Below are 23,654 nucleotides of genomic sequence, written 5' to 3' on the forward strand. Positions count from 1 at the left end.
ACAAATAGAATGTTGTAACTAAAAATGAACCCTAGACAAAAACTTATCGACACTTTCAATAACTTAGAGATTGAAATAAAACAACTTAGTCATTTATTGTTAGAACAAGCTCAACTCGTCCCATTTATAGCAAGTACGTTTATTTTACCTAATATAATCAAAGGTGAAGAAAATAACGAGATTAGCCATATTCCTGTTCAAAAATTAACTAGTCATAGTGCTATTGAAGCAACAATTAAGTTAATTAACCTACTGTTTATCCATAATAAATCTGAAGAAATTAGCAATAAATCGGCTATCCGTCTACCTGGTGTTATCTGTATCCAAACTGAATTAAAAACATATCGGGAATTTAATGCATTAATATCAAAGATTAATGAATTGAAAGTACAGATAAAAACAATCGTCACACAAATAAATGAAACTCAACGTTTTGAATTTATAAGAGAAAGCCTTCATGGGTTATTAACATTAAATACCTATCGCACCCTCACCTCACTAGTCGATATTGATACCATTAATTTTGGATGGGCCAATAAAAAAATCATCAATAAAGTGACCAAAGAAACCGTATTAAGCCGTTTACAAGCAAGTTTAGAAAGTGGTCGCTGCCCTTTACATATCCCTAAAGAACATTGGCAATTACAAATAGAAAGCGATATTCAATTGATCTACTCGTTACCCCATGATGCGATTTTAAAAACTCAACGCCCTGTAAAGGTTCAGCCGATAGCGCGAGTCTGGGATAGTTCTCAACAAAAACAAACCCAATTTGCTTGCTCTACCCCCTTATTTGTTTTTGCCCTAGAGAAAACAGTTGCCGAAATAAAAGTTGGTGAATTACACGATTACCATGTAGATAATATCCCACTACGTAACCGGCCAAAAGCTAAGCCAGTAGAATTATTAATCCCACGTTTAAATTTATATATAGAACGTTAAAAAACACCCAATTGTTACCAATATGGGTGTTTCCTCAGTTTATTACATGATATTAGCAAGCCATAAAGTTTATGACTTCATGCTTCCAACCATGTCTTCTGGGCGAACCCATTCATCAAATTGTTCTTCTGTCAGATAATTTAATTTCAATGCTGATTGTTTTAGTGTTAACCCTTCTTTATGAGCTTTCTTAGCAATTTCAGCGGCTTTATCATAACCAATATGGGTATTTAAAGCGGTTACTAACATCAATGATTCATGCAGTAATTTTTCAATGCGCTCACGATTTGGTTCAATACCAATAGCACAATGTTCATTGAAACTACGCATACCATCAGCTAATAAACGGACAGATTGTAAGAAGTTATCAATTACCATTGGGCGAAAAACGTTAAGCTCGAAATTGCCTGATGCGCCACCAATATTAACTGCAACATCATTTCCCATCACTTGCGCACATAGCATTGTTAATGCTTCACACTGTGTAGGGTTAACTTTCCCTGGCATGATTGAACTACCTGGTTCGTTCTCTGGTATCGCAATTTCACCAATGCCACAACGAGGACCTGATGCTAACCACCTAACATCATTCGCAATTTTCATTAATGAAGCCGCTAAGCCTTTCAGTGCACCATGAGCATGAACTAAGCTGTCACACGTTGCCAAAGCTTCAAATTTATTAGGTGCAGTGATAAATGGCTGACCCGTTAATTCGGCAATTTTTTTCGCAACACGAACTGCGTATTCAGGATGAGTATTCAACCCTGTACCAACAGCAGTACCACCCAGAGCAAGTTCACAAACATGAGGTATTGAATTCTCAATATGTTTTTCATTGTGTGCTAACATTGCAGCCCAGCCAGAAATTTCTTGGCCTAACGTCAATGGGGTTGCATCTTGTAAGTGGGTACGACCAATTTTGACGATATCTTTGAATTCTTTTGCTTTTGCATCTAAAGTTTTGTGTAAAACTTTTAGTTCTGGTAGTAGATGTTCGCGAATAGCAACCACCGCAGCGACATGCATGGCTGTTGGGAAAACATCATTTGAACTTTGGCTTTTATTAACATCGTCATTTGGGTGAATAAGGCGATCATTACCACGCTGGCCACCGAGGATTTCGCTACCACGGTTAGCTAATACCTCATTCATGTTCATGTTACTTTGCGTACCAGAACCCGTTTGCCATATAGCCAGTGGGAACTCTGTAGGGTGTTTGCCAGCTAATACTTCATCAGCAGCAGCAATGATTGCATCGCCACGCTCTTTGGCTAATAATCCTAGATCCATATTTACACTAGCGGCGGCTTTTTTTGTGATAGCGAGTGCGTGGATTAACGCGACAGGCATTTTTTCTACAGATATACGGAAATGTTCTAAAGAACGCTGCGTTTGCGCGCCCCACAAGTGGTCAGCAGGTACTTCAATAGGTCCCATTGAGTCTTTTTCAATGCGAGTGGCTGCCATTACTATCTCCTTAGGTACATATACAGAATAATTGATTTTAGAATCATCTGCTTGCAGGTAAGCAAATAACCGAGCAGTATAATGCCACAAATTGAATTTCATTTATGAGACTTAGTCGAGCTTATTGTACTGTAATGAAAAGGAAATGAGTTGATTTTTATAAAAAAGAGAATTTTGCTATGCTTAAAATGATAAACAAAGTCCAAAATTATGATTGGGGTAGTAAAACGGCCCTAACTAAGCTATATGGGCTCCCTAACCCTAACCACCTACCAATGGCTGAGCTTTGGATGGGGGCTCACCCCAAAGCGAGCTCAGAAGTTCTCGATGCGCAAAAAAATCAAACTGTCCCCCTTAACACCTTGATTGAGAGCGCCCCTGAATATTATTTGGGTTCGCATATCGCACAAACTTATCATCGATTACCGTACTTGTTTAAGGTACTGTGCGCTGCTCAACCGCTGTCAGTACAAGTACATCCCAACAAAACCTATGCTGAGGTCGGGTTTGCTAAAGAGAATGCAGCGGGTATTCCAGTAGACTCACCTATTCGCAACTATAAAGATGATAACCATAAACCAGAATTAATTTATGCCTTAACACCTTTTAAAGCAATGAATGCATTTCGTCCATTGAATGAAATAGCACAATTGCTTGATTTTGTTTCAGCGGCTCATCCGGACATCCAACTATTTGTTCAAGACCCAACAGAAGAAAAGCTATCACGCCTATTTGCACAAATTCTTAATTTAACAGGTGAACAAAAAGAGCTCGCGCTTGGAGTACTAAAAGCGGCTTTAAATAGTCGCCAAGGTGAACCGTGGAACTCAATAAAGCAAATGGCAAGTTTATACCCTGAAGATAATGGTTTATTTACCCCACTTCTTCTTAATGTTGTTGAACTGCAACCCGGTGAAGCGATGTTTTTATATGCAAGAACACCGCATGCTTATTTAGAAGGGGTTGGGTTAGAGGTCATGGCTAATTCAGATAATGTTCTGCGTGCAGGGTTAACAAATAAACACATAGATGTCCCTGAACTGATTGCGAATATTGACTTTAACCCTACGTCAGCAAAGGATTTATTAAGTATCCCCGAAAAATCTGGAAATATCTGGAAATATAATATTCCAGTAGAAGATTTTTCATTTAATATATATTCTATAAACAACTCGGAGGTTACTCTATCTAACGATACAGCCTCAATTTTATTTTGTATTGAAGGTCAGTTAGTTTTCCGTTCAGGTAATGAAGAAATATGCATAGATTCTGGTGAGTCTGTTTTTCTACCTGCTTATGAGAAAAGTATTACCATTAACGGCAATGGTAAGCTTGCCCGAGTTTTTAATAAGTAGTGTCATATTCTGTATTTAACCGTTTATTTTGTTAAAAAACGGTTATTTAAAACTTATATAATTTTATAAGTACGTTTATAACGTACTGAAAGGATGGATGTTTATAATGAAAAAGTCATTAGTCGCGGTTGGTGTTATTGTAGCTCTGGGCGCTGTATGGACGGGTGCATCGTGGTATACAGGTTCAAAAGTAAAAGATGAACTTGACAGAGTGATCCTCAAAACCAACGATTTTTTTGCTGTAAATGTGCCTGAAGCAGGTTTGAATTTCAAAGTAGAAAACTATGAAAAAGGCGTTTTCTCTTCTAAAGCTGACATCGTAATTACTTCAGCTGATTCAGTAACACCTGATGATTCTATCATATTTAAGACAAATATTGATCATGGCCCATTCCCATTATCACAAGTTGCTAAGTTTAATTTGTTGCCAAAACTGGCTGCTACTCAAATAGAATTAGCAAATAATGCAACAACTAAAGAGCTTTTTGAAGCAACCAAAGGAAAGCCGTTTGTTAATGGTTCTGCTGTCATTGGTTATAGCAAAAGTATCGATACTAACTTAGAGCTTATCCCAGTTGAATATAGCAAAGATGATATTTCGCTATCGTTTAGCGGCTCTAAATTTGATGTTTCAACTACAGCAGACTTAGAGTCTGTCGATGCATCAATAATCACTGATAACTTTGTGATGGGTAAAGCAGATAAATCAGAAACAATGACCGTTAAAGGGTTAAAATTAGTTTCTAATGTCAAAAAATCACAATATGGTTTCTACACAGGAACACAAGAATTTGTGATTGCAGATACAGACTTCAATATCCCAGAAACAAAATTCTCATTTAAAGATTTTAAAATCGCCAGTGATACTTCTATCAACGGTGAAGATGTTAAAGGCAACATTTCTTACAGTATTGGTGACATTAAAGCATTAGAACAAAATTTAGGTTCAGGCCAAGTCACTGTTGCAATTGAAAAACTAGATGCTAAAGCATTAGGTAAATTTGTAGAACAATACAACAAAGCCTTAGCAGAAGGTTTAGCAACTGGTGACCCATCAGAAGCTACTGAACGTTTAGCCATGGAAATGATGTCAACCACATTGCCTGAGCTAATGAAAAGCAAACCTGTATTCACAGTTAGCCCGCTATATTGGAAAAATGAAGCTGGCCAAAGCTCTGTTGACTTAAATGTCACTTTCAATAAATGGAACCAAGACGAAATCACCGCGTTGGCAATGTCTAATAAAGTTGATGAAGCATTCAAACAATTGATTTCTTCTTTTGATTTTAACCTGAAGCTGAATAAGCCAATGGTAATTGAATCCATGACACAAGCCATGATTTTAGACCAAGGCGTTCCAGTTGATGCTGAAACTAAAAAAGAAATGAAAGGTATGGTGACATCTGAATTTGCAGGTGTACAGCAAATGTTGACTTCGGATATGTTCTCTTCCCCGTTTGAAGAAATGTTTATGACCGATGAAGAACGCGCTGAAAAAGCTAAACAGAAAAAATCACCTTGGATGATTGATAGCGAAAATGATTTAACAATGACGATCAAATTCGCTGGTAACGACCTGACATTCAACAATGATAAGTACACCTTAGCTGAGTTCTTGACTAAGATGAAAATCATGTCTGGACCTGAAGACGAGTTAGAATATGACGCTCAACCAGCTCCAGGTGCGGAAATCGCACCAGAAATTGGTAATGAGCCTGAGTTAGCACCACAAGCTGAAACACCTGCTAACTAATCAAACTCAAGCTAATAGAAAAAACGCTAGTCAATTATGATTGGCGTTTTTTTTATCACCAACATTTCGGTGACGCACATCACAAATTAAATGTAATTTTTTATCATGTTTCACATTTTACGTGATTTACAATTGCTTTTAGCTAAATAACGGCCAAAATAAGGAAAGAAAACAGATAAAGGATCATCCCGTGATAAATACCCGTCTCCCTTTAACCGACTTACACCGTCACCTTGATGGTAATATCCGACCGGAAACTATTCTTTCACTAGCTGAACAGCACCATATTCAATTACCCGCAACAGAACTTGAGGCATTACGCCCTCATGTACAAATTATAGGACAGGAAGCTGATTTAGTCGGTTTTTTGTCAAAATTAGATTGGGGGGTTTCAGTACTCGCTGATTTAGATGCCTGCCGCCGTGTTGCATTTGAAAATGTAGAAGATGCGTTTAATGCGGGGATTGATTATGCAGAGCTTCGTTTTTCACCTTACTACATGGCGATGAAACACCACTTACCTGTCGAAGGTGTCGTGGAAGCGATTATTGATGGTGTACAAGCAGGTTGCAAACAATTTGAAATCAAAATTAATTTGATCGGAATTTTAAGTCGCACGTTTGGGCAGCATGCTTGCTCTACTGAATTACAAGGGCTTTTAGCTCATCGCCATCATTTGTGTGCTTTAGACCTCGCTGGAGATGAACTTGGTTTTCCAGGGGAATTATTTGAGTCTCACTTCATAAAAGCCAGAGATGCAGGTTTAAATATTACCGTTCATGCAGGTGAGGCTGCGGGAGCAGAGAGTATTTGGCATGCAATTAATGTATTAGGTGCGCAACGAATTGGCCATGGTGTAAAAGCAATTGAAGACCCCGCTCTAATTGATTATTTAGTGAAGCACCAAATCGGTATGGAAAGTTGCTTAACCTCCAATATCCAAACTAGCACTGTCTCATCATTAGCTAAACACCCGTTAAAGGCCTTTTTACAGCATGGGGTATTAGCATCAATAAATACTGATGACCCAGCAGTGCAAGGAATTGAGTTACGTTATGAATATGAAGTCGCAGCACCACAAGCAGGCTTGACCGCTGCTGAAATCGAGCAAGCTCAACGTAATGGCCTTGCTATCGCATTTTTATCCACAAATGAGAAAAATGCACTGTTAGAAAAAGCAGCTAAACGATAAAAACTAAAGGGCATCACACTGGGTGCCCTCATCCATTCCACTCACTGCATTTTGACCCGCCCTTTTTCCCTAGTAAGCCATTAATTAGCACAGAGTTAATGTATGTTCTTTATAAAAACCCCCCACAGCATGTTGTAACTAAAATAGAATGAAAGTAAACAGCATTGACTTGAGGTGGTGCCATATCCTCAAGTCAATAATATATTATTTAGTTAATAACCGTTTAGCGTAACGCTGAGCCAATACAGCACTTACCATCAGCTGAATTTGGTGGAAAATCATTAAAGGAAGTAAGATCACCCCTACCGTTGCCGCAGGAAACAATACATTAGCCATTGGAACCCCATTAGCTAAACTTTTTTTAGACCCGCAAAATACAATAGTAATCTCATCTTCTTTACTAAAACCAAGCAAGCGTGCGGCTAATGTGTTAACCACTATGACAATAAATAAAATGACACAAGTGACAACCACTATCATCAGTAAAGAAAATGCGTCGATTTTCTGCCATATTCCCTCAACGACAGCTTCACTAAATGCAACATAAACAACTAATAGTATAGAGGAACGGTCAGTTATATTGACTAATTTACGGTGGCGATTAATCCAATTAACAATTAAAGGTCGCGCTAAGTGCCCTACTACAAATGGTAACATTAACTGTAATAATATAGAGCCAATTGCATTAAGCGTATCGACCGCCTGGCTACCATCTGCATCCATTAAAGCACCGACTAAAATAGGAGAAAGGAATACGCCAAGAATACTGGATGCTGAAGCGCTACAAATCGCCGCCGCTATATTACCACCTGCAACTGAAGTAAAGGCAATCGCGGACTGTACCGTTGCAGGTAATGCACAAAGGTACAAAAACCCCATATAGACAGTGGGTGACATCCATTCAGGAACGATGACAGCGAGCCCTAATCCTACAATAGGAAATAAAATAAACGTGCTCGCAAAAACTAACAGGTGCAGACGCCAATGGCCTATACCTGCCACTATTGATTCCCTTGATAACTTTGCACCATGCATAAAGAACAACAATGCGATTGCGGCAGTTGTTAGATATTGAAAGCCCGTTTTTATTTCCCCTTCACAAGGAAAAAGGCTAGCAATAATTACAACACCTATCATGATAAGTAAAAATGGGTCTATTCTTAGTTTAGCTAGCAGGTTCATTCTGTTTTCCATAATAAAAGCCAGTTACATAGACTGGCTTTATGATAGGTCGTGGACTCAAAAAATTGATTCAATAGTACGCTTTTCTGTTGCTGAACGTATTCCTGCTTCGATAAGCTTCATGATATCAATGGCTTCACTTGGTGTGACCGGATTGGGTTTATTATGGCGTATCGCATCATAAATAGCTTGGTAATACCCACCATAATTACCTTTTTCGTTAGGCCAAGGTTGTGTGATAAGCGCCTCACCTTGTGACAGGGTCACGATTCCAGTGTTGTCATCTACGCCCCATTTTTCACCTTCTGGTTTCATTCCACTTTTTAGACAATCTTCTTGCGGGTCTAAACCATACTTTACATAGCTACCATTCATACCATGAATAACATAAATTGGCATAGGTGCGGCTGCTAACGTGGTCGCATGTAAAACCACCTTTTTAGTTGCATATTGTAATATGACATGAAAGTAGTCTACCGCTTCCGCATTCGGGCGGATCATAGCAAGATCAGCGGTGATCCCCATCGGCTTACCAAAATATTGCAGTATTTGGTCTAATAAGTGCGGTCCTAAATCATACCAAATACCTGAGCCCGGAATATTCGCTTCACGCCATCTTTGCCTTACCATTGGCCGGTAGCGATCAAAGTGTGACTCATAATATTTAATATCACCAAGACAACCATCTTGAAGTATTTTTTTGACAGTTAGAAAGCCAGAGTCCCACCGACGATTATGATAGATAGAAAGCAATTTCCCTGACTGTTCTGCTTGTTGTTTAAGTTGTTCTGCTTGTGCAACGTCTAGAGTAAATGGTTTATCAACAACCACATGTTTGCCCGCGGATAATGCCGCTTTAGCTAAAGGAAAGTGAGTTTCATTTGGCGTTGGGATCACCACTAATTCAATGTCATTATCAGCAAAAATAGCTTCTGGAGATGCAACAACATTGACATTTGGCCAATCCGCCTTAACTTTATTAGGGTCACTCGTTGAAATTGCAGTTAAATCATACTCTTTTAGAAAACCTAAGAAAGGCGCATGAAAGGTTTTACTTGCATAGCCATAACCTATGACCCCTACTTTAATCGGTTTAGACATATTGACCTCATACAAAAACAAACTCAGAAAGATATAAAAAGTACCATCAGAATGAATTAAATGGCAAATATATCTATGATAGGATTATAAAATACCCTAGGATCTTCTACCGCTATTTTGCAAAAATGGATGTTTACTTATGTCTTCAATTTATAATGCTAACCGTATCACTGGCTGGTTACTGCTGCCAGCTATGTATCTGTTGCTAACGTTTTTAGCCGTATGCAGTATGACAGTCATGTATTGCATTAAATTTTATGAAATTGTGAGCACAGTTGATAATTGGGCAAGCTATATTCCCTTGGCATGGTATCTATCATTTGCTATCGCAATTGCCATGACATTATTTAGTATTCATGTACTGCAACTGATGTTTGCTCATTCAAAACATTTTCCACGTCGTTTTATTATTTGGTTACTTATCTTATTGTTATTAGGTATAAAAACATTTGCATTTTCACCTATTGATGATAATACCGCCTTACAAGTGCTTGCCTGGCCATTACTTGGAGCCGGTTTCTTCGTCCCTTACTTAAAACGTTCACAGCGTGTAAAAATGACTTTCACACAAGATCGATAAGCGCCAGATAAATTGCTTGATATCATAATGATAGTTTAGCTGGCTTAGGTCAGTTTTTGTTCTTTTTTCATTTCAGGCAATAGCATGACTGATTATCTACTACTCTTTATTGGAACGGTGTTGGTTAACAACTTCGTCCTTGTAAAATTTCTTGGTTTATGCCCCTTTATGGGGGTGTCAACTAAGCTTGAACCCGCTATAGGAATGGGGTTAGCAACAACCTTTGTTCTAACATTAGCTTCGATAAGCTCATGGTTGATTGACACCCTGATACTTGTTCCACTCGATCTTATCTATTTACGCACGCTAAGCTTTATTTTGGCGATAGCTGTAGTAGTTCAATTTACTGAAATGGTTGTCAGAAAAACTAGCCCTACGCTTTATCGCTTATTAGGTATTTTCTTACCACTAATTACGACTAACTGCGCGGTTCTTGGCGTTGCATTACTAAATATCAACATGTCCCATACTTTTATGCAATCTGCCGTCTACGGCTTTGGTGCAGCTGTTGGGTTCTCATTAGTAATGGTGTTATTTGCCGCAATCAGAGAGCGGCTAGCTGTTGCCAATGTCCCTGCCCCGTTTCGTGGCTCATCAATTGGCTTAATTACTGCCGGCTTGATGTCACTCGCATTTATGGGCTTTAGTGGTTTGGTGAAATTCTAATGATGTCAGTCTGGATTGCTATCGGTATATTAGCCGTTTTTGGTCTTATATTTGGCCTTATTTTGGGCTATGCCTCTTTGCGTTTTAAAGTTGAAGCCGACCCTATCGTTGAACAAGTCGAAGCGATTTTACCCCAAAGCCAGTGTGGTCAATGTAGCTACCCAGGTTGCCGCCCCTATGCAGAAGCCGTGGCTAACAATGGGGAAATGATCAACAAATGTGCACCTGGTGGTGAGCAAGTTATGTTAAAAATTGCTGAGCTACTAAATGTTGATCCACAACCTATTGATGGTGACGAAGCGGCGCAAAACCCTGTGCGTAAAGTGGCTATCATTGATGAACAAAACTGTATTGGTTGTACCAAGTGCATTCAAGCTTGCCCTGTTGATGCTATTGTTGGCGCGACCCGCGCTATGCACACTGTGATTGAAGATTTATGTACGGGCTGTGACCTGTGTGTTGCCCCGTGCCCTACTGATTGTATTGAACTTGTTCCTGTGAAAACGACTACCGCTAACTGGAAATGGGATTTAAACGCCATTCCCGTTAAAAATATTAATGTTGAACCCAATGAACAGCCATTAACGCAAGCGAGAGGTAATACTCATGCTTAAGCTGTTTAGTTGGTTAAAAAAAGAGAATATTTGGGATTTTAACGGCGGTATTCATCCGCCTGAAATGAAATTGCAATCAAGTCAAACTCCCATGCGTATTGCTTCAGTGCCTAATGAGTTAATTATACCATTACAGCAGCATCTAGGCCCTGAAGGTGAATTAATTGTGCAAGTGGGTGAATATGTCCTAAAAGGCCAGCCCCTCACTAAAGGATTGGGTCGTACAGTACCTGTTCATGCCTCTACATCTGGCGTAATAACAGCCATTGAACCGATGGTAACAGCGCACCCATCAGGTTTGAAAGAGCTATGTGTTCGTATTCAATCGGATGGCAATGATACCTGGTGCACATTGAGTCCTGAAGCAGATTACACACAATTGTCTCAAGCTGAATTACTGCAAAAAATAGAGCAAGCGGGTATTGCGGGTCTTGGTGGTGCTGGCTTCCCTACTGCCTCAAAATTAGCAGGTGGAAAAGAAGCAATTAAAACCTTAATTATTAATGCTGCCGAGTGTGAACCGTATATCACTGCAGATGATAGGTTAATGCAAGAACATGCTCAGGAAGTTATCGAAGGTTGCCGAGTATTACAGCACTTATTAAACCCAGACCAAGTCTTAATTGGGATTGAAGATAATAAACCAGAAGCGATCCGTGCTTTAAAACACGCGCTGAGCAAACAAGATCAACAGATATTCATACGGGTTATACCAACCAAATACCCATCAGGTGGTGCTAAGCAGCTCACAAAAATATTAACCGGTAAGGAAGTCCCTTCTGGTGCCCGTTCATCACAAATTGGCGTATTAATGCAAAATGTAGGCACCGTAGTGGCGATAAAACGCGCGGTTATTGATGGGCAACCATTGATTGAACGTGTAGTGACCGTTACTGGTGATGCTATTAGCAAACCGGGGAATTTTTGGACTCGTTTAGGCACTCCTGTTAAACACCTATTACAACAAGCAGGTTTTAATCCAGAGCCGGAACAAATGGTAATCATGGGCGGGCCATTAATGGGCTTTACCCTACCGGACCTAAATGTACCTGTTGTTAAAATTTGTAATTGCCTGTTGGTTCCAACATCTGAAGAAATGGGGGCTGAATCTCCCGAAGAAGCTTGTATCCGCTGTGGGCTGTGTGTAGAAGCATGCCCAGCTGCTTTGTTACCCCAACAGCTTTATTGGTTTAGCAAAGGCGAAGAACATGAAAAAGCACAAAAGCACAATCTGTTCGACTGTATTGAGTGTGGAGCATGCGCCTATGTTTGTCCTAGTAATATTCCGCTAGTTCAATATTACCGCCAAGAAAAAGCAGAAATTCGTGAAATTGCCCAAGAGGAACGCCGAGCCGCAGAAGCAAAACTTCGTTTTGAAGCTAAGCAATTACGGATGGAACGAGATAAGAAAGCACGTGAAGAGCGGCATAAGAAAGCCGCCGTACAAGTTGATAGCGCAGGTAAAGACGCTGTTAATGCGGCTTTAGCTCGGGTCAAAGCAAAACAAAGTACCGCCTCTGATCCGGTTAAAATCATTTCAGGCGAATTACCAGATAATAGTGCTGTCATTGCAGCCCGTGAAGCACGTAAAGCACAAGCTCGAGCTAAACAAGCTGAGAAATTAGCAGCGGCTCAAGTTGAGCAGAACAATCCAGACACTCACGATGACCCGCGCAAAGCGGCGGTAGCGGCTGCTATTGCCCGTGCTAAGGCGAAAAAATCGGCTCAGCAACCTACTGCGGCTGAACCGGTGGCAGACACAACTCCCGATACAGATGTCGACCCACGCAAAGCAGCGGTAGCGGCTGCTATTGCCCGCGCTAAGGCCAAGAAAGCGGCTCAGCAACCTACTGCGGCTGAACCGGTGGCAGACACAACTCCCGATACAGATGTCGACCCACGCAAAGCAGCGGTAGCGGCTGCTATTGCCCGCGCTAAGGCCAAGAAAGCGGCTCAGCAACCTACTGCAGCTGAACCGGTGGCAGAAACAACTCCCGATACAGATGTCGACCCGCGCAAAGCAGCGGTAGCGGCTGCTATTGCCCGTGCTAAGGCGAAAAAAGCGGCTCAGCAACCTACTGCGGCTGAATCGGTGGCAGACACAACCCCCGATACAGATGTCGACCCACGCAAAGCAGCGGTAGCGGCTGCTATTGCCCGCGCTAAGGCCGAAAGAAAGCGGCTCAGCAACCTACTGCGCTGAACCGGTGGCAGAGACACAACCCCCCCGATACAGATGTCGACCCACGCAAAGCGGCGGTAGCGGCTGCTATTGCCCGTGCTAAGGCGAAAAAAGCGGCTCAGCAACCTACTGCGGCTGAACCGGTGGCAGACACAACCCCCGATACAGATGTCGACCCACGCAAAGCGGCGGTAGCGGCTGCTATTGCCCGTGCTAAGGCGAAAAAAGCGGCTCAGCAACCTACTGCGGCTGAACCGGTGGCAGAAACAACTCCCGATACAGATGTCGACCCGCGCAAAGCAGCGGTAGCGGCTGCTATTGCCCGTGCTAAGGCGAAAAAAGCGGCTCAAGCAGAGCAAGTTGCCCAAGAAGAGTTAACTCCAGCCGCAAAACAACCTATTGAAGAAGAAACTGACCCGCGGAAAATTGCGGTTGCTGCTGCTATAGCTCGAGTAAAAGCGAAGCAGGCTCAAAAACAAAATGAACAAATGACGACAGAGTAAGTGATAACCAGATGAAATTTAGGCCTATTGACGCAAAAAATCGCCGTTTAAAAATTGCGAGTGCACCATTTACTCATAACAAACAAAGCACGAGTTTAGTCATGCTTTGGGTACTTTTAGCTGCAATACCCGGTATCGCAGTTCAAATTTATTTTTTTGGGGTTGGTACTCTGTTCCAAATATTGTTAGCCATGTTAACAGCCGTATTAACGGAAGCTGTTTCTATTAGGCTACGTGAAAAGCCCATTGTTCCTGTATTGAAAGATAATTCAGCGATTGTCACTGCCTTATTATTAGGGGTTAGTCTTCCCCCCTTAGCCCCTTGGTGGCTTATCGTCTTAGGGACTTTCTTTGCGATTACTATTGCTAAACAATGTTACGGTGGTTTAGGTCAGAACCCTTTTAACCCAGCGATGGTGGGTTATGTGGTGTTATTAATCTCTTTCCCTGTCCACATGACAAATTGGCTTCCACCACATGAGTTACAGAACCTTTCTATCTCCCCCTTAGATAGTTTGTCCGTCATTTTTAATGGTCATACCTTAACGGGTATCTCTCTTGAACAGCTTCGAACAGGAGTTGACGGAATGAGCCAAGCAACCCCTCTGGACAGTTTTAAAACCGGTTTGCTGACCCATTCAGTCACCGAAGTACTACAGCAACCTATTTTACAAGGGTCACTAGCAGGGATTGGTTGGCAATGGGTCAACGTTGCTTACCTGATTGGTGGTTTAATTATGATCAACCGCCGGATAATTAGCTGGCACATACCGCTTTCGTTCTTAGGGACATTGGCAATTTTATCCGTAGTTAGCTATTTAATTGATGACAGCCGCTTTGCACCACCACTGGTTCAATTACTTTCAGGTGCCACGATGTTAGGCGCATTTTTCATTGCGACAGACCCAGTGACTGCCTCAACAACCCCTAAAGGTCGAATTATTTTTGGTGTAATAATTGGTTTCTTGGTTTGGGTGATCCGTGTATTTGGCGGCTATCCAGATGCTGTCGCATTTGCAGTGTTATTGGCGAATATAACCGTACCGTTAATTGATTACTATACGCAGCCACGTGCGTACGGTCATGGACATAAATAAGGGCCACCGATGTTAAATACAATGCGACGCCATGGTGTCATCTTAGCTATCTTTGCAGCAGGAACTACCGCTCTGAGTGCAGTTGTCTATACGTTAACTAAAGATACCATTGCTAAACAAGCTGCTATTATGCAGAAAAAGTTACTCGACCAAGTTATACCTAGCAATTTATATGATAATGATTTAACCAAAGAATGTTATTTAGTCAAAAATGAAGCCATACTGGGCAATACGCAACCAAAGCACCTCTATATTGCCCGTAAAAATGGTGAACCTGTTGCTGCTGCTTTAGAAACAACGGCTTTAGATGGTTATTCAGGTGCAATTCATCTATTAGTAGGTACCGATTTCAACGGGACAGTCCTTGGTGTTCGAGTCACTGAACACCATGAAACGCCTGGTCTAGGTGATAAAATTGAGACACGCATTTCAGATTGGATCACCTATTTTAGTGGTAAAAAGATTAATTCAGATAATGACCCCAAATGGGCAGTTAAAAAAGATGGCGGCGAGTTTGACCAATTTACAGGGGCAACCATAACCCCTCGTGCGGTGGTCAACGCCACTAAACGCACCGCCGTTTTTATGCAACATGTTCCGCAACAACTGTCGAATTATCCGAGCTGTGGAGAAGAATAATGAGTGAAACTAAAGACCTGTTACTGCAAGGGTTATGGAAAAATAACTCAGCTTTGGTCCAATTATTAGGGCTTTGCCCTCTCCTTGCTGTTTCATCAACAGCAACAAATGCCCTAGGCCTCGGTTTAGCGACTACATTAGTTTTAGTTTGCACTAATATTGCGGTGTCTGCGCTGCGACGTTGGGTACCATCAGAGATCCGTATTCCAATCTATGTCATGATTATTGCTTCGGTGGTGAGTGCAGTACAAATGTTAATTAATGCGTATGCATTTGGGCTATATGAGTCTCTTGGTATTTTTATCCCGCTGATCGTCACTAACTGTATTGTCATTGGCCGTGCAGAGGCATATGCATCGCGTAACCCTGTTCCATTATCAGCGTTAGATGGGTTCGCCATGGGATTAGGAGCAACAGCGACCTTATTTGTGCTTGGCTCTATTCGTGAAATTTTAGGCAATGGAACTTTATTTGATGGCGCTGACCTTTTATTAGGTTCTTGGGCAACATCTCTTCGTATTGAGGTATTACACCTTGATTCTCCTTTTTTACTCGCTATGCTACCTCCGGGCGCCTTTATTGGCCTAGCCTTGCTATTAGCGGCAAAATACCTAATTGATGAAAAAATGAAGAAAAGAGCTGCTTTACAATTGGGCCAACAACCCACTCGTGAGTATGAAAAACAACAAGGTTGTGGCAGCCATATTTCTTAATAATGATATTATTGTGAGCAATGAATAAATCAAAACGTATTGAAATACTAACTCGTCTACGCGATAACAACCCACATCCTACGACAGAGTTACAATTTAACTCCCCGTTTGAGTTACTGATAGCTGTTTTGCTTTCCGCTCAAGCGACTGATGTGAGCGTCAATAAAGCAACGGCAAAACTATACCCCGTCGCGAATACCCCCGAAGCCATAATGGCTCTCGGCGTCGATGGTATTAAAGAATATATTAAAACTATCGGGTTATTTAATACCAAAGCAGAAAGCGTATATAAAACCTGTAAGATTTTAGTCGAAAAGCACCACAGCCAAGTACCCGAAGATAGAGATGCACTCGAAGCCTTGCCCGGCGTAGGCCGTAAAACAGCAAATGTTGTGCTTAACACCGCGTTCGGTTGGCCAACTATTGCGGTTGATACTCATATTTTTCGGGTATGTAATCGCACTAATTTTGCACCGGGGAAAAATGTCGTTGAAGTCGAAGAGAAACTACTCAAGGTTGTTCCTGCAGAGTTTAAAGTCGATTGCCATCATTGGTTTATTTTACATGGCCGTTATACCTGTATTGCACGCAAACCTCGTTGCGGCTCCTGTATTATTGAAGATTTATGTGAATTTAAAGAAAAAATATACCCTGAAGATTAACTTAGTTATGGCTCTATTTGGTTATAGGAAAAACAGTCTGTTAGCGACTAATCTTGTTTGTAACGCATTTTTTCCTTGCTCTAAGACTTTGTCTTACGTAACAATAGAGCCAAACTCAACCTCAATTAAACGGTAAGTATGTTTCAAAACAACCCACTACTCGCGCAACTTAAACAGACGTTACATGCCCAGACCCCACGCGTTGAAGGGCTGGTAAAAAGCACAGAAAAAGGTTTTGGCTTTCTCGAAGTTGATGGCCAAAAAAGTTACTTTATTCCACCTCCACAAATGAAAAAAGTAATGCACGGTGACCGTGTAATTGCCAGTGTTCATACAGATAAAGACCGTGAATTTGCTGAACCGGAAGAGCTTGTTGAGCCTTTTTTAGATAGGTTTGTTGGGAAAATTCAGAAAAAAGAAAATGATAATCGCTTATTTGTCATTCCCGACCATCCTTCACTCAAAGATATGATTTCCTGCCGTCCCATTAACGGCCTTACCCACGAATTTAAGCAAGATGATTGGGTTGTTGCCCACATGCGCCGTCACCCTTTAAAAGGTGATAAAGGCTTTTATGCAGAAATTACCGAATACATTACTGAGGGTGATGACCATTTTGCACCTTGGTGGGTAACGTTACGGCGTCACCAATTAGACCGTGACGAACCGCAAATGGTTGATAGTGAACGTGACGATCAAGGCATTGAACGGACTGACTTAACCCATTTGCATTTCGTTACTATTGATAGCGCAAGCACTGAGGATATGGATGACGCCCTGTATGTTGAAAAAACAGCAGATGGCGATTTAAAACTTTTCATCGCCATTGCCGACCCTACAAGCTATATCCACGAAGGGAGTGAACTTGATAAACTGGCATTAGCGCGCTCTTATACCAACTATTTGCCCGGTTTCAATATCCCGATGCTGCCGCGTAAATTATCTGATGACCTGTGCTCCTTACGCCCAAATTTACGTCGCCCTGCTTTAGTTTGTACAACGTTAATTAAATCAGATGGTAGTATCGATAATAATATTGAGTTTTTCAGTGCTTGGGTTGAATCAAAAACAAAACTGGTTTATGAGGAAGTCTCTGATTGGCTTGAAAATGTAGGTACTTGGCAACCAGCAAATGATACAGATAAACAGCAAATCGAACTACTCAAAGAAATGGCTGATAAACGGTTACAATGGCGTGAAAATAATGCTTTAGTCTTTAAAGACCGCCCAGATTATCGTTTCGTGCTAGATGATAAAGGAAATGTAGTAGATATCGTTTCTGAACGTCGTCGCAGCTCAAATCGTATTGTTGAAGAAGCAATGATCACCGCTAACCTCTGCGCAGCTGCTGTATTAAAAGAAAAATTAGGTTTTGGCGTATTCAACGTGCATATGGGGTTTGAACCTCTGCAAATTGAACAGGTTGTCCAAACACTCAAAGACCATGGTATTGAAACAACTGCTGAGTCTTTGCTATCCCTAGAAGGTTTCCGCCAACTACGTCGTCAGTTAGATGCACAACCAACCCAATTCCTTGATAGCCGCATCCGTCGTTACCAAACCTTTGCAGAGGTTAAAGCGGACCCCGGTCCACACTTTGGTTTAGGTTTTGATGCATATGCCACATGGACTTCCCCAATCCGGAAATATACCGATATTGTTAACCATCGGCTATTAAAGTCCATCATTGCAGGCAAACCTTCACCTGATAAACCCTCAGAGGAACTATCAATAAAACTAGCCGAACGCCGTCGTGCCAACCGCATGGCGGAACGTGATGTTGGGGACTGGTTATATTCTCGATACTTAAAACCATTTGCAGGGACTGACACAAAGTTCCCAGCAGAAATCATTGATATCACCCGTGGCGGTATACGAGTTCGGTTAGTGGATAATGGCGCAGTCGCATTTGTTCCTGCACCGTTTATTCATAGTGTACGTGATGAAATCCAATGTAGCCAAGAAACCGGGGCTGTACTCATTAAAGGTGAACAAGCCTATCAATTGAACGATATTATTAACGTTACTATCGCAGAAGTTCGTATGGAAACACGTAATATTGTTGCACGCCCAGCAGAATAACTATTCTTGTGCTAATATTTAAAGACCATAAGTTAATGCTTATGGTCTTTTCTTTGTCTAACAATCCGTCATTTGGTTAAAGTTCGCATTAAACGTTAAATTTCGCTGTCCTTGCAAAACATTTTCCTGATTATTCTTATTCGTAATTGTACGTATCATGGTATTTTATGATTTGTCTAATACGCACTAAGGGTTATAAAAATGAAAATAGTCAGCAAACGTATTTTATCATTCATGGTGATCGCCACTGTCGCTATTAGTGTCAGTGCGTGTTCCAACATGTCTAAGCGTGATAAAAACACAGCAATTGGTGCAGGTGTAGGTGCTGTTGGTGGTGCTGTCCTAACGGGAGGAAGTTCATTAGGTACCGTAGGTGGTGCTGCTATTGGTGGGATTATCGGTCATCAGGTTGGCAAATAAGGCACTACTGACTACACACTTTGCCCGCACTTTCATTCACGCTCCTTAGTTTTTAAATAGCGCTCTTTACGAGCGCTATTTTATGGCTTTAGCCACCCGCTAATTTAACTTGAAAACCTTTGGCTTCGAGGTGTTGTTTTATCACATCGCGCTTATCACCTTGAATTTCGATATTACCCTCTTTTACTGCACCACCACAGCCGCATTTTTTTTTAAGTTCTGCAGCCAGTTTATTTAGTTCAGTATCGTCAAGATCAGTTCCAGTGATCACACAAACCCCTTTCCCTTTACGTCCAGAAGTCTCACGGCGTATCCTTACCACTCCATCACCTTTAGGCCTTTCGATTTGTGGTTTTTCTTCTGCTATACGCCCTACATCTGTACTGTAGACCAATCGGCTGTTATGTTCACTCATACTAAACCTTTAATAGATTGATTGATTTGCTGTAAGGTCAATGCGGGGTTTTCACTACGCGTTATAGGCCGGCCAATAACCATATAATCTACCCCTGCTTTTATTGCATCTTGTGGCGTCATAATACGACGCTGATCACCAACCTCACTCCCAGCAGGACGGATGCCTGGGGTGACTAATTTAAAGTCAGAGCCGCATAATGTTTTCAGTCGTTGTGCTTCATGGGCGGAACAAACCACACCATCAAGACCACATTCTTTAGTGAGCAAAGCCAATCGTTCTGCATGTATAGCAGGAGGTACGTTAATACCCACACCCACTAAGTCAGACTCATCCATACTGGTTAACACGGTCACAGCCGTCAACAACGGTGCCTCTTTCCCATAGACCTCAAGTGCTTGGCGGGCAGCTTCCATCATTCGAGCACCGCCACCAGCATGAACATTTACCATCCATACCCCCATTTCTGCAGCAGCCGCTACAGCACGAGCAACGGTATTCGGAATATCATGGAATTTTAAATCTAAAAAAACATCAAAACCACGCTCATGGAGCGATTTAACAAATTGAGGACCATTAAAAGTGAACATTTCTTTGCCTACTTTTAAGCGGCAATCACGAGGATCTAAGCGCTCAACAAACGCCAAAGCTGCGTTAGCATCTTCATAATCAAGTGCCACAATGATTGGCGAATATGTCTGGTTCTCAGTTGAGGAAATCATTTCTTAGCCTTTAAAAAGTCATATTTATTTGAAAAAAGTGACGCTGTCACTGCCCATCTAACCCGCGAATTGGTTTTATTGTGTCCCAAGAGCGACAAGATGGGCAATGCCAATATAATGAGTGCGAAGTGAAACCGCATTTATGGCAGCGATAATCCGGTTTTGTGCGAATTTGTTCCCCGACCATTTTACGTAATAAGATCAAGCTTTCTTTTGCTCGACCTTCTTCAGCTTCTTGTAAATGGTAGTCCATTAAGCGATAGAATAAGCGCATGGTTGGGTGACGTTGAATTTGGTCATTAATGTAACTCGCCGCAGCTTCATGATTTTGTTGTTCAACGATAATATCTGCAAGATAGAGTTCGGCAATTGCACCTGAATTACCCGCAACACATTGACGAAGGTAATTCTCCCATTCATTAGATTGCCCTGTATGTTGATAACAGTCATAAAGTAAAGGAAGAGTATCTGCAACAAGTTCTCTATCTTGTTCATAGACCTGTTTTAGCACATTAATTGCTTTATCATAATTACCTTGCTCAATAAATAACCGCCCTTTCATTATTGAGACACGAGCACAGTTTTTATCCGCTTGTTCTGCTTTATTTAATAATGTAAGGGCATCGTCAAGGTCATCACTGGCTAATTGTTGAGTCGCTAACTCACAGTAAAAATGTGCAATCTGTTCACGTAATTCATTATGACCTAACTTTACCAATTTACCGGCGGCCTCAATGGCATTTGTCCAATCACTCGTTAATTGATAAATATTTAAAAGCGATTGTAATGCACTGAGTTTGAAATCCACCTCATCAGTGAGTTGTTGGAACATGCTTTCAGCACGGTCATAAACCCCCGCCGCCATATAATCACGACCAAGTTGCTGAGTTGCCAAAAGACGCTGTTCAAAAGATAACGCCGCACTTTCCACCAGCGATTGGTGAATACGAATGGCGCGTTCAACTTCCCCGCGTGAACGAAATAAATTACCGAGAGTAAGGTGGGCTTCAAAAGCGGAGCTATCTTCATTTTTTAGCATATCGAGGAATAAATCGACAGCTTTATCTTGTTGATTAGATAATAGAAAGTTCACGCCTGTCACATAATCACGTGACAAGCGATTCGCATGTTGTTGCTTATCTTGTTGAGCACTTCTGCGCCCCATGTACCAACCATAAGCAGCAGCGACTGGTAGCAGCAGAAACAGCAACTCGAACATACAGGATTATTCCTTGTTCTGAGCCGTCACTAATGAGGTTGAGTCAGAAATATTACTTTCTCCAGCACCTAATTGTGATTCTAAACGTCTAATTTTACGACGTGCATTTTTTAGACTAACTACCATGCGCAGATAGAATACCGCACACACCAACCAGCCTAGCACAAAACCGACACCAAAAAGTGATGCAAGCAGGGTCGATAATGAGAAATCCCCTTTTGCAATCAGGTAGTTAAATGTAATAACCTGATCATTGCTTGAACCTAGCGTAATCGAAATAATAAAAAATGCGACAGCTAGTAATAAAATCAGAAAGTATTTCACATTTTTTCCCGTTATCAGTTCTTATTCATTCAATAATATCTACCTGATAAGGTAGCATTTCCAGCGCATTCAGACAAAGTAATTTATTTTATACAACGCTTAATTCAACCTAAAAATACCCTATCTCTCACTGCTTGCTGAAAGATTAGTCTGCTTTGCTTCTAAACCAACGAAATTGCAATACCCCGTACCCTAATATTGCAAAGCTAGCGCTGATGACTACTGAAGCAATAATGTCAATTGGCCAGTGCATTCCTAATAGCATACGACTAAATGCGATACCTTCCGCCCAAACAGCGAGGCCTATCGCTAATATATACAGACGTTGCTGCCAAAAAAGAGCAATCAGCAATAAAGCCCAACCAGCAGCAAATAACATGTGCCCTGATGGAAATGAATACCCTGTTTCAGCTTGCCAATGCTTACGTTGCCATTTAGCAACAGTGTTATCCTGCTTAACAGTATTTTTAACTAATGCTGCCCGCTCAGATCTTTTTAAATCATAAAATTCGGCTGTTGGAATATGATGTTCAGTTGCTAACCAGGCCACATAAGGCCGTGGCTCTTTAAACGAATTTTTTAGCAGGGTTTTTACCCCTTGTTGAAGTAAGATCACACTAATAACAACCAGTAAAACTTTTAGCAGATGCGTTTTCTCTGTACGAAACGCGAAAATGACAGCCCCGATAAATAATAAAGAAGTCAAAATGCTGTATGGAGCGCCAGCAGAATTAGTTAACCATAGTAACCATTTACAGACGCCTGATTGGTTTTCTGGTGACCAATGCCAGCCCGCCATAATCATTAACATGGGTGGAATAATCAACAACAGCGCAAAAGCACAAACGACCAAAATAGTTTTTCTCATTTAATGCATTCCATAAGTATAAATCTAACTAAATCAATAAATATTACATTCACCCATTATTAACTCTGTTATAGTAATACACCATTGGTAGTGTGCAAAGAAAACCAACCTCTATATGCTAAACGTCATATATCGTCGATACATTATACTCACTGTACTTTATATCGATAAACGTTATTAATTAAGCAAGAGTTACTTTAACTAATGAATGAAAATATGCAGCTAAAACGTGTTGCCGAGGCAAAGCTACCCACACCTTTCGGTGAATTCTTAATGGTAGGTTTTGAAGAAATAGCAACTGGTCGTGATCATGTAGCGTTAATTTTTGGCGATATCTCTGGAAATGAGCCGGTACTTAGCCGGATCCATTCCGAATGTTTAACAGGAGATGCGCTATTTAGTCTACGCTGCGATTGTGGTTTTCAATTAGAAGCCGCGCTTTCTCAGATTAGTAAAGAAGGCCGAGGGGTATTACTTTACCATCGTCAAGAAGGACGAAATATTGGCTTACTAAATAAAATCCGTGCTTATGCTTTACAAGATCAAGGTCTTGATACCGTTGAGGCAAATATCAAATTAGGCTTTAAAGCTGACGAACGTGATTTTACCTTATGTTCTGATATGTATAAATTACTCGGTATTAACGAAGTCCGTTTATTGACCAACAACCCACAAAAAATCGAAAAGATGCGTGACGCGGGTATTAACGTTATTGAACGTGTACCACTTATTGTTGGGCGCAACCCTAGTAATGAGCATTACTTGGATGTAAAAGCACAAAAAATGGGTCATATGTTGTTTAAGCACCAATAGCCCCCTCACAGGAAGAGCTTCATGCTCTTCCTTATAATACCTTTTTAAATTTTAACCAAATATAACAACCCTGATGGTTGCATTTATTAACTGCTATATTCACTTTCTTTCTATAAGGTTTATACTGTTAGCAATATTATTAC

At 41.1% G+C, this 23,654-nt stretch carries 22 protein-coding genes and 1 pseudogene; 15 read left to right on the plus strand and 8 right to left on the minus strand.

The window, feature by feature from the left end; translation table 11 throughout:
- Positions 1-24 precede the first annotated feature (24 nt).
- Positions 25-942, plus strand: coding sequence for a DNA replication terminus site-binding protein (gene tus, locus P3L56_RS10565; RefSeq protein WP_042843708.1), 918 nt, complete (start codon positions 25-27; stop codon positions 940-942).
- A gap of 69 nt (positions 943-1,011) precedes the next feature.
- Here the strand turns inward: tus and fumC are convergent, their stop codons facing one another.
- Complete coding sequence (fumC, locus tag P3L56_RS10570) at positions 1,012-2,409, minus strand: class II fumarate hydratase (protein WP_042843706.1); 1,398 nt, start codon at positions 2,407-2,409, stop codon at positions 1,012-1,014.
- A 179-nt stretch (positions 2,410-2,588) separates the two neighbouring features.
- Between fumC and manA the strand changes: the two genes are divergently transcribed.
- The 3 genes from manA (at position 2,589) to add (ending at position 6,709) form a co-directional block, all read left to right on the plus strand.
- Positions 2,589-3,764 carry a mannose-6-phosphate isomerase gene (gene manA / locus P3L56_RS10575; RefSeq protein ID WP_042843705.1) on the plus strand — a complete coding sequence of 392 codons (1,176 nt, stop codon included), beginning with the start codon at positions 2,589-2,591 and terminating at the stop codon, positions 3,762-3,764.
- 106 nt (positions 3,765-3,870) lie between these two features.
- A complete protein-coding gene (locus P3L56_RS10580) occupies positions 3,871-5,517 on the plus strand; it encodes a YdgA family protein (protein ID WP_042843704.1) in 1,647 nt (548 codons plus the stop codon).
- A gap of 190 nt (positions 5,518-5,707) precedes the next feature.
- Positions 5,708-6,709, plus strand: coding sequence for an adenosine deaminase (gene add, locus P3L56_RS10585; RefSeq protein ID WP_131680024.1), 1,002 nt, complete (start codon positions 5,708-5,710; stop codon positions 6,707-6,709).
- Between the two features lie 204 nt (positions 6,710-6,913).
- Here add and P3L56_RS10590 read toward each other — a convergent pair whose 3' ends face one another.
- Both P3L56_RS10590 and P3L56_RS10595 read right to left on the minus strand, forming a co-directional pair.
- Positions 6,914-7,891 carry a bile acid:sodium symporter family protein gene (locus P3L56_RS10590; protein WP_042843702.1) on the minus strand — a complete coding sequence of 326 codons (978 nt, stop codon included), beginning with the start codon at positions 7,889-7,891 and terminating at the stop codon, positions 6,914-6,916.
- 57 nt (positions 7,892-7,948) lie between these two features.
- A complete protein-coding gene (locus P3L56_RS10595) occupies positions 7,949-8,992 on the minus strand; it encodes an oxidoreductase (protein ID WP_198860647.1) in 1,044 nt (347 codons plus the stop codon).
- Between the two features lie 139 nt (positions 8,993-9,131).
- Here P3L56_RS10595 and P3L56_RS10600 point away from each other — a divergent pair, with 139 nt between their 5' ends.
- The 10 genes and pseudogenes from P3L56_RS10600 to osmB all read left to right on the plus strand — a co-directional run bounded on the left by P3L56_RS10600 (position 9,132) and on the right by osmB (position 19,150).
- On the plus strand, positions 9,132-9,572 hold the full coding sequence (locus P3L56_RS10600) for a DUF2569 family protein (RefSeq protein WP_166685991.1): 441 nt from the start codon (positions 9,132-9,134) through the stop codon (positions 9,570-9,572).
- An 84-nt stretch (positions 9,573-9,656) separates the two neighbouring features.
- The gene (gene rsxA / locus P3L56_RS10605) at positions 9,657-10,238 is read left to right on the plus strand and encodes an electron transport complex subunit RsxA (RefSeq protein ID WP_042843698.1); all 582 of its coding nucleotides are present in this window, start codon (positions 9,657-9,659) and stop codon (positions 10,236-10,238) included.
- Positions 10,238-10,852, plus strand: a complete 615-nt coding sequence (gene rsxB / locus P3L56_RS10610) for an electron transport complex subunit RsxB (RefSeq protein WP_071548120.1) — start codon at positions 10,238-10,240, stop codon at positions 10,850-10,852. Before rsxA ends, rsxB begins: the two co-directional genes overlap by 1 nt.
- A pseudogene (gene rsxC, locus P3L56_RS10615) lies at positions 10,845-13,537 on the plus strand (electron transport complex subunit RsxC). The gene rsxB and the pseudogene rsxC overlap by 8 nt, the downstream one beginning before the upstream one ends.
- Positions 13,538-13,548: 11 nt before the next feature.
- Entirely contained in the window at positions 13,549-14,634 is a 1,086-nt protein-coding gene (gene rsxD, locus P3L56_RS10625; protein ID WP_042843695.1) for an electron transport complex subunit RsxD, read from the plus strand.
- A 9-nt stretch (positions 14,635-14,643) separates the two neighbouring features.
- Complete coding sequence (rsxG, locus tag P3L56_RS10630) at positions 14,644-15,273, plus strand: electron transport complex subunit RsxG (protein WP_210831442.1); 630 nt, start codon at positions 14,644-14,646, stop codon at positions 15,271-15,273.
- Positions 15,273-15,986 carry an electron transport complex subunit E gene (locus P3L56_RS10635; RefSeq protein WP_048607238.1) on the plus strand — a complete coding sequence of 238 codons (714 nt, stop codon included), beginning with the start codon at positions 15,273-15,275 and terminating at the stop codon, positions 15,984-15,986. The genes rsxG and P3L56_RS10635 overlap by 1 nt, the downstream gene beginning before the upstream one ends.
- A 20-nt stretch (positions 15,987-16,006) precedes the next feature.
- Positions 16,007-16,648, plus strand: coding sequence for an endonuclease III (gene nth / locus P3L56_RS10640; protein ID WP_042843692.1), 642 nt, complete (start codon positions 16,007-16,009; stop codon positions 16,646-16,648).
- A gap of 138 nt (positions 16,649-16,786) precedes the next feature.
- Positions 16,787-18,730: an exoribonuclease II gene (locus P3L56_RS10645; RefSeq protein ID WP_071548123.1), complete on the plus strand. Its 1,944-nt coding sequence runs from the start codon at positions 16,787-16,789 to the stop codon at positions 18,728-18,730.
- Positions 18,731-18,931: 201 nt separating this feature from the next.
- The gene (gene osmB / locus P3L56_RS10650) at positions 18,932-19,150 is read left to right on the plus strand and encodes an osmotically-inducible lipoprotein OsmB (protein ID WP_042843689.1); all 219 of its coding nucleotides are present in this window, start codon (positions 18,932-18,934) and stop codon (positions 19,148-19,150) included.
- A gap of 88 nt (positions 19,151-19,238) precedes the next feature.
- Here osmB and yciH read toward each other — a convergent pair whose 3' ends face one another.
- From yciH to P3L56_RS10675, 5 genes are all read right to left on the minus strand, one after another.
- On the minus strand, positions 19,239-19,565 hold the full coding sequence (gene yciH, locus P3L56_RS10655) for a stress response translation initiation inhibitor YciH (RefSeq protein WP_042843687.1): 327 nt from the start codon (positions 19,563-19,565) through the stop codon (positions 19,239-19,241).
- Complete coding sequence (gene pyrF, locus P3L56_RS10660; RefSeq protein ID WP_166685037.1) at positions 19,562-20,287, minus strand: orotidine-5'-phosphate decarboxylase; 726 nt, start codon at positions 20,285-20,287, stop codon at positions 19,562-19,564. The genes yciH and pyrF overlap by 4 nt, the downstream gene beginning before the upstream one ends.
- A 46-nt stretch (positions 20,288-20,333) precedes the next feature.
- Complete coding sequence (gene lapB, locus P3L56_RS10665; RefSeq protein WP_042843685.1) at positions 20,334-21,506, minus strand: lipopolysaccharide assembly protein LapB; 1,173 nt, start codon at positions 21,504-21,506, stop codon at positions 20,334-20,336.
- Positions 21,507-21,512: 6 nt separating this feature from the next.
- A complete protein-coding gene (locus P3L56_RS10670; protein ID WP_042843684.1) occupies positions 21,513-21,830 on the minus strand; it encodes a LapA family protein in 318 nt (105 codons plus the stop codon).
- A 145-nt stretch (positions 21,831-21,975) separates the two neighbouring features.
- Positions 21,976-22,698, minus strand: coding sequence for a phosphatase PAP2 family protein (locus P3L56_RS10675; protein WP_210831443.1), 723 nt, complete (start codon positions 22,696-22,698; stop codon positions 21,976-21,978).
- Positions 22,699-22,914: 216 nt separating this feature from the next.
- Between P3L56_RS10675 and ribA the strand changes: the two genes are divergently transcribed.
- A complete protein-coding gene (gene ribA, locus P3L56_RS10680) occupies positions 22,915-23,511 on the plus strand; it encodes a GTP cyclohydrolase II (RefSeq protein WP_042844326.1) in 597 nt (198 codons plus the stop codon).
- The last annotated feature ends 143 nt before the right edge of the window (positions 23,512-23,654 follow it).

It is taken from the genome of Providencia sp. PROV024, from assembly GCF_032709665.1.
Taxonomy (GTDB): Bacteria; Pseudomonadota; Gammaproteobacteria; order Enterobacterales; family Enterobacteriaceae; genus Providencia; species Providencia huashanensis.

Coding starts and splice junctions, on each gene's coding strand:
- P3L56_RS10645 (WP_071548123.1), top strand. CDS start 16,787: ATGTTTCAAAACAACCCACTACTCGCGCAACTTAAACAGACGTTACAT.
- rsxA (WP_042843698.1), top strand. CDS start 9,657: ATGACTGATTATCTACTACTCTTTATTGGAACGGTGTTGGTTAACAAC.
- P3L56_RS10675 (WP_210831443.1), bottom strand. CDS start 22,698: ATGAGAAAAACTATTTTGGTCGTTTGTGCTTTTGCGCTGTTGTTGATT.
- fumC (WP_042843706.1), bottom strand. CDS start 2,409: ATGGCAGCCACTCGCATTGAAAAAGACTCAATGGGACCTATTGAAGTA.
- P3L56_RS10635 (WP_048607238.1), top strand. CDS start 15,273: ATGAGTGAAACTAAAGACCTGTTACTGCAAGGGTTATGGAAAAATAAC.
- rsxD (WP_042843695.1), top strand. CDS start 13,549: ATGAAATTTAGGCCTATTGACGCAAAAAATCGCCGTTTAAAAATTGCG.
- ribA (WP_042844326.1), top strand. CDS start 22,915: ATGCAGCTAAAACGTGTTGCCGAGGCAAAGCTACCCACACCTTTCGGT.
- P3L56_RS10590 (WP_042843702.1), bottom strand. CDS start 7,891: ATGAACCTGCTAGCTAAACTAAGAATAGACCCATTTTTACTTATCATG.
- osmB (WP_042843689.1), top strand. CDS start 18,932: ATGAAAATAGTCAGCAAACGTATTTTATCATTCATGGTGATCGCCACT.
- lapB (WP_042843685.1), bottom strand. CDS start 21,506: ATGTTCGAGTTGCTGTTTCTGCTGCTACCAGTCGCTGCTGCTTATGGT.
- pyrF (WP_166685037.1), bottom strand. CDS start 20,287: ATGATTTCCTCAACTGAGAACCAGACATATTCGCCAATCATTGTGGCA.
- nth (WP_042843692.1), top strand. CDS start 16,007: ATGAATAAATCAAAACGTATTGAAATACTAACTCGTCTACGCGATAAC.
- yciH (WP_042843687.1), bottom strand. CDS start 19,565: ATGAGTGAACATAACAGCCGATTGGTCTACAGTACAGATGTAGGGCGT.
- manA (WP_042843705.1), top strand. CDS start 2,589: ATGCTTAAAATGATAAACAAAGTCCAAAATTATGATTGGGGTAGTAAA.
- rsxG (WP_210831442.1), top strand. CDS start 14,644: ATGTTAAATACAATGCGACGCCATGGTGTCATCTTAGCTATCTTTGCA.
- tus (WP_042843708.1), top strand. CDS start 25: ATGAACCCTAGACAAAAACTTATCGACACTTTCAATAACTTAGAGATT.
- rsxB (WP_071548120.1), top strand. CDS start 10,238: ATGATGTCAGTCTGGATTGCTATCGGTATATTAGCCGTTTTTGGTCTT.
- P3L56_RS10580 (WP_042843704.1), top strand. CDS start 3,871: ATGAAAAAGTCATTAGTCGCGGTTGGTGTTATTGTAGCTCTGGGCGCT.
- P3L56_RS10595 (WP_198860647.1), bottom strand. CDS start 8,992: ATGTCTAAACCGATTAAAGTAGGGGTCATAGGTTATGGCTATGCAAGT.
- P3L56_RS10600 (WP_166685991.1), top strand. CDS start 9,132: ATGTCTTCAATTTATAATGCTAACCGTATCACTGGCTGGTTACTGCTG.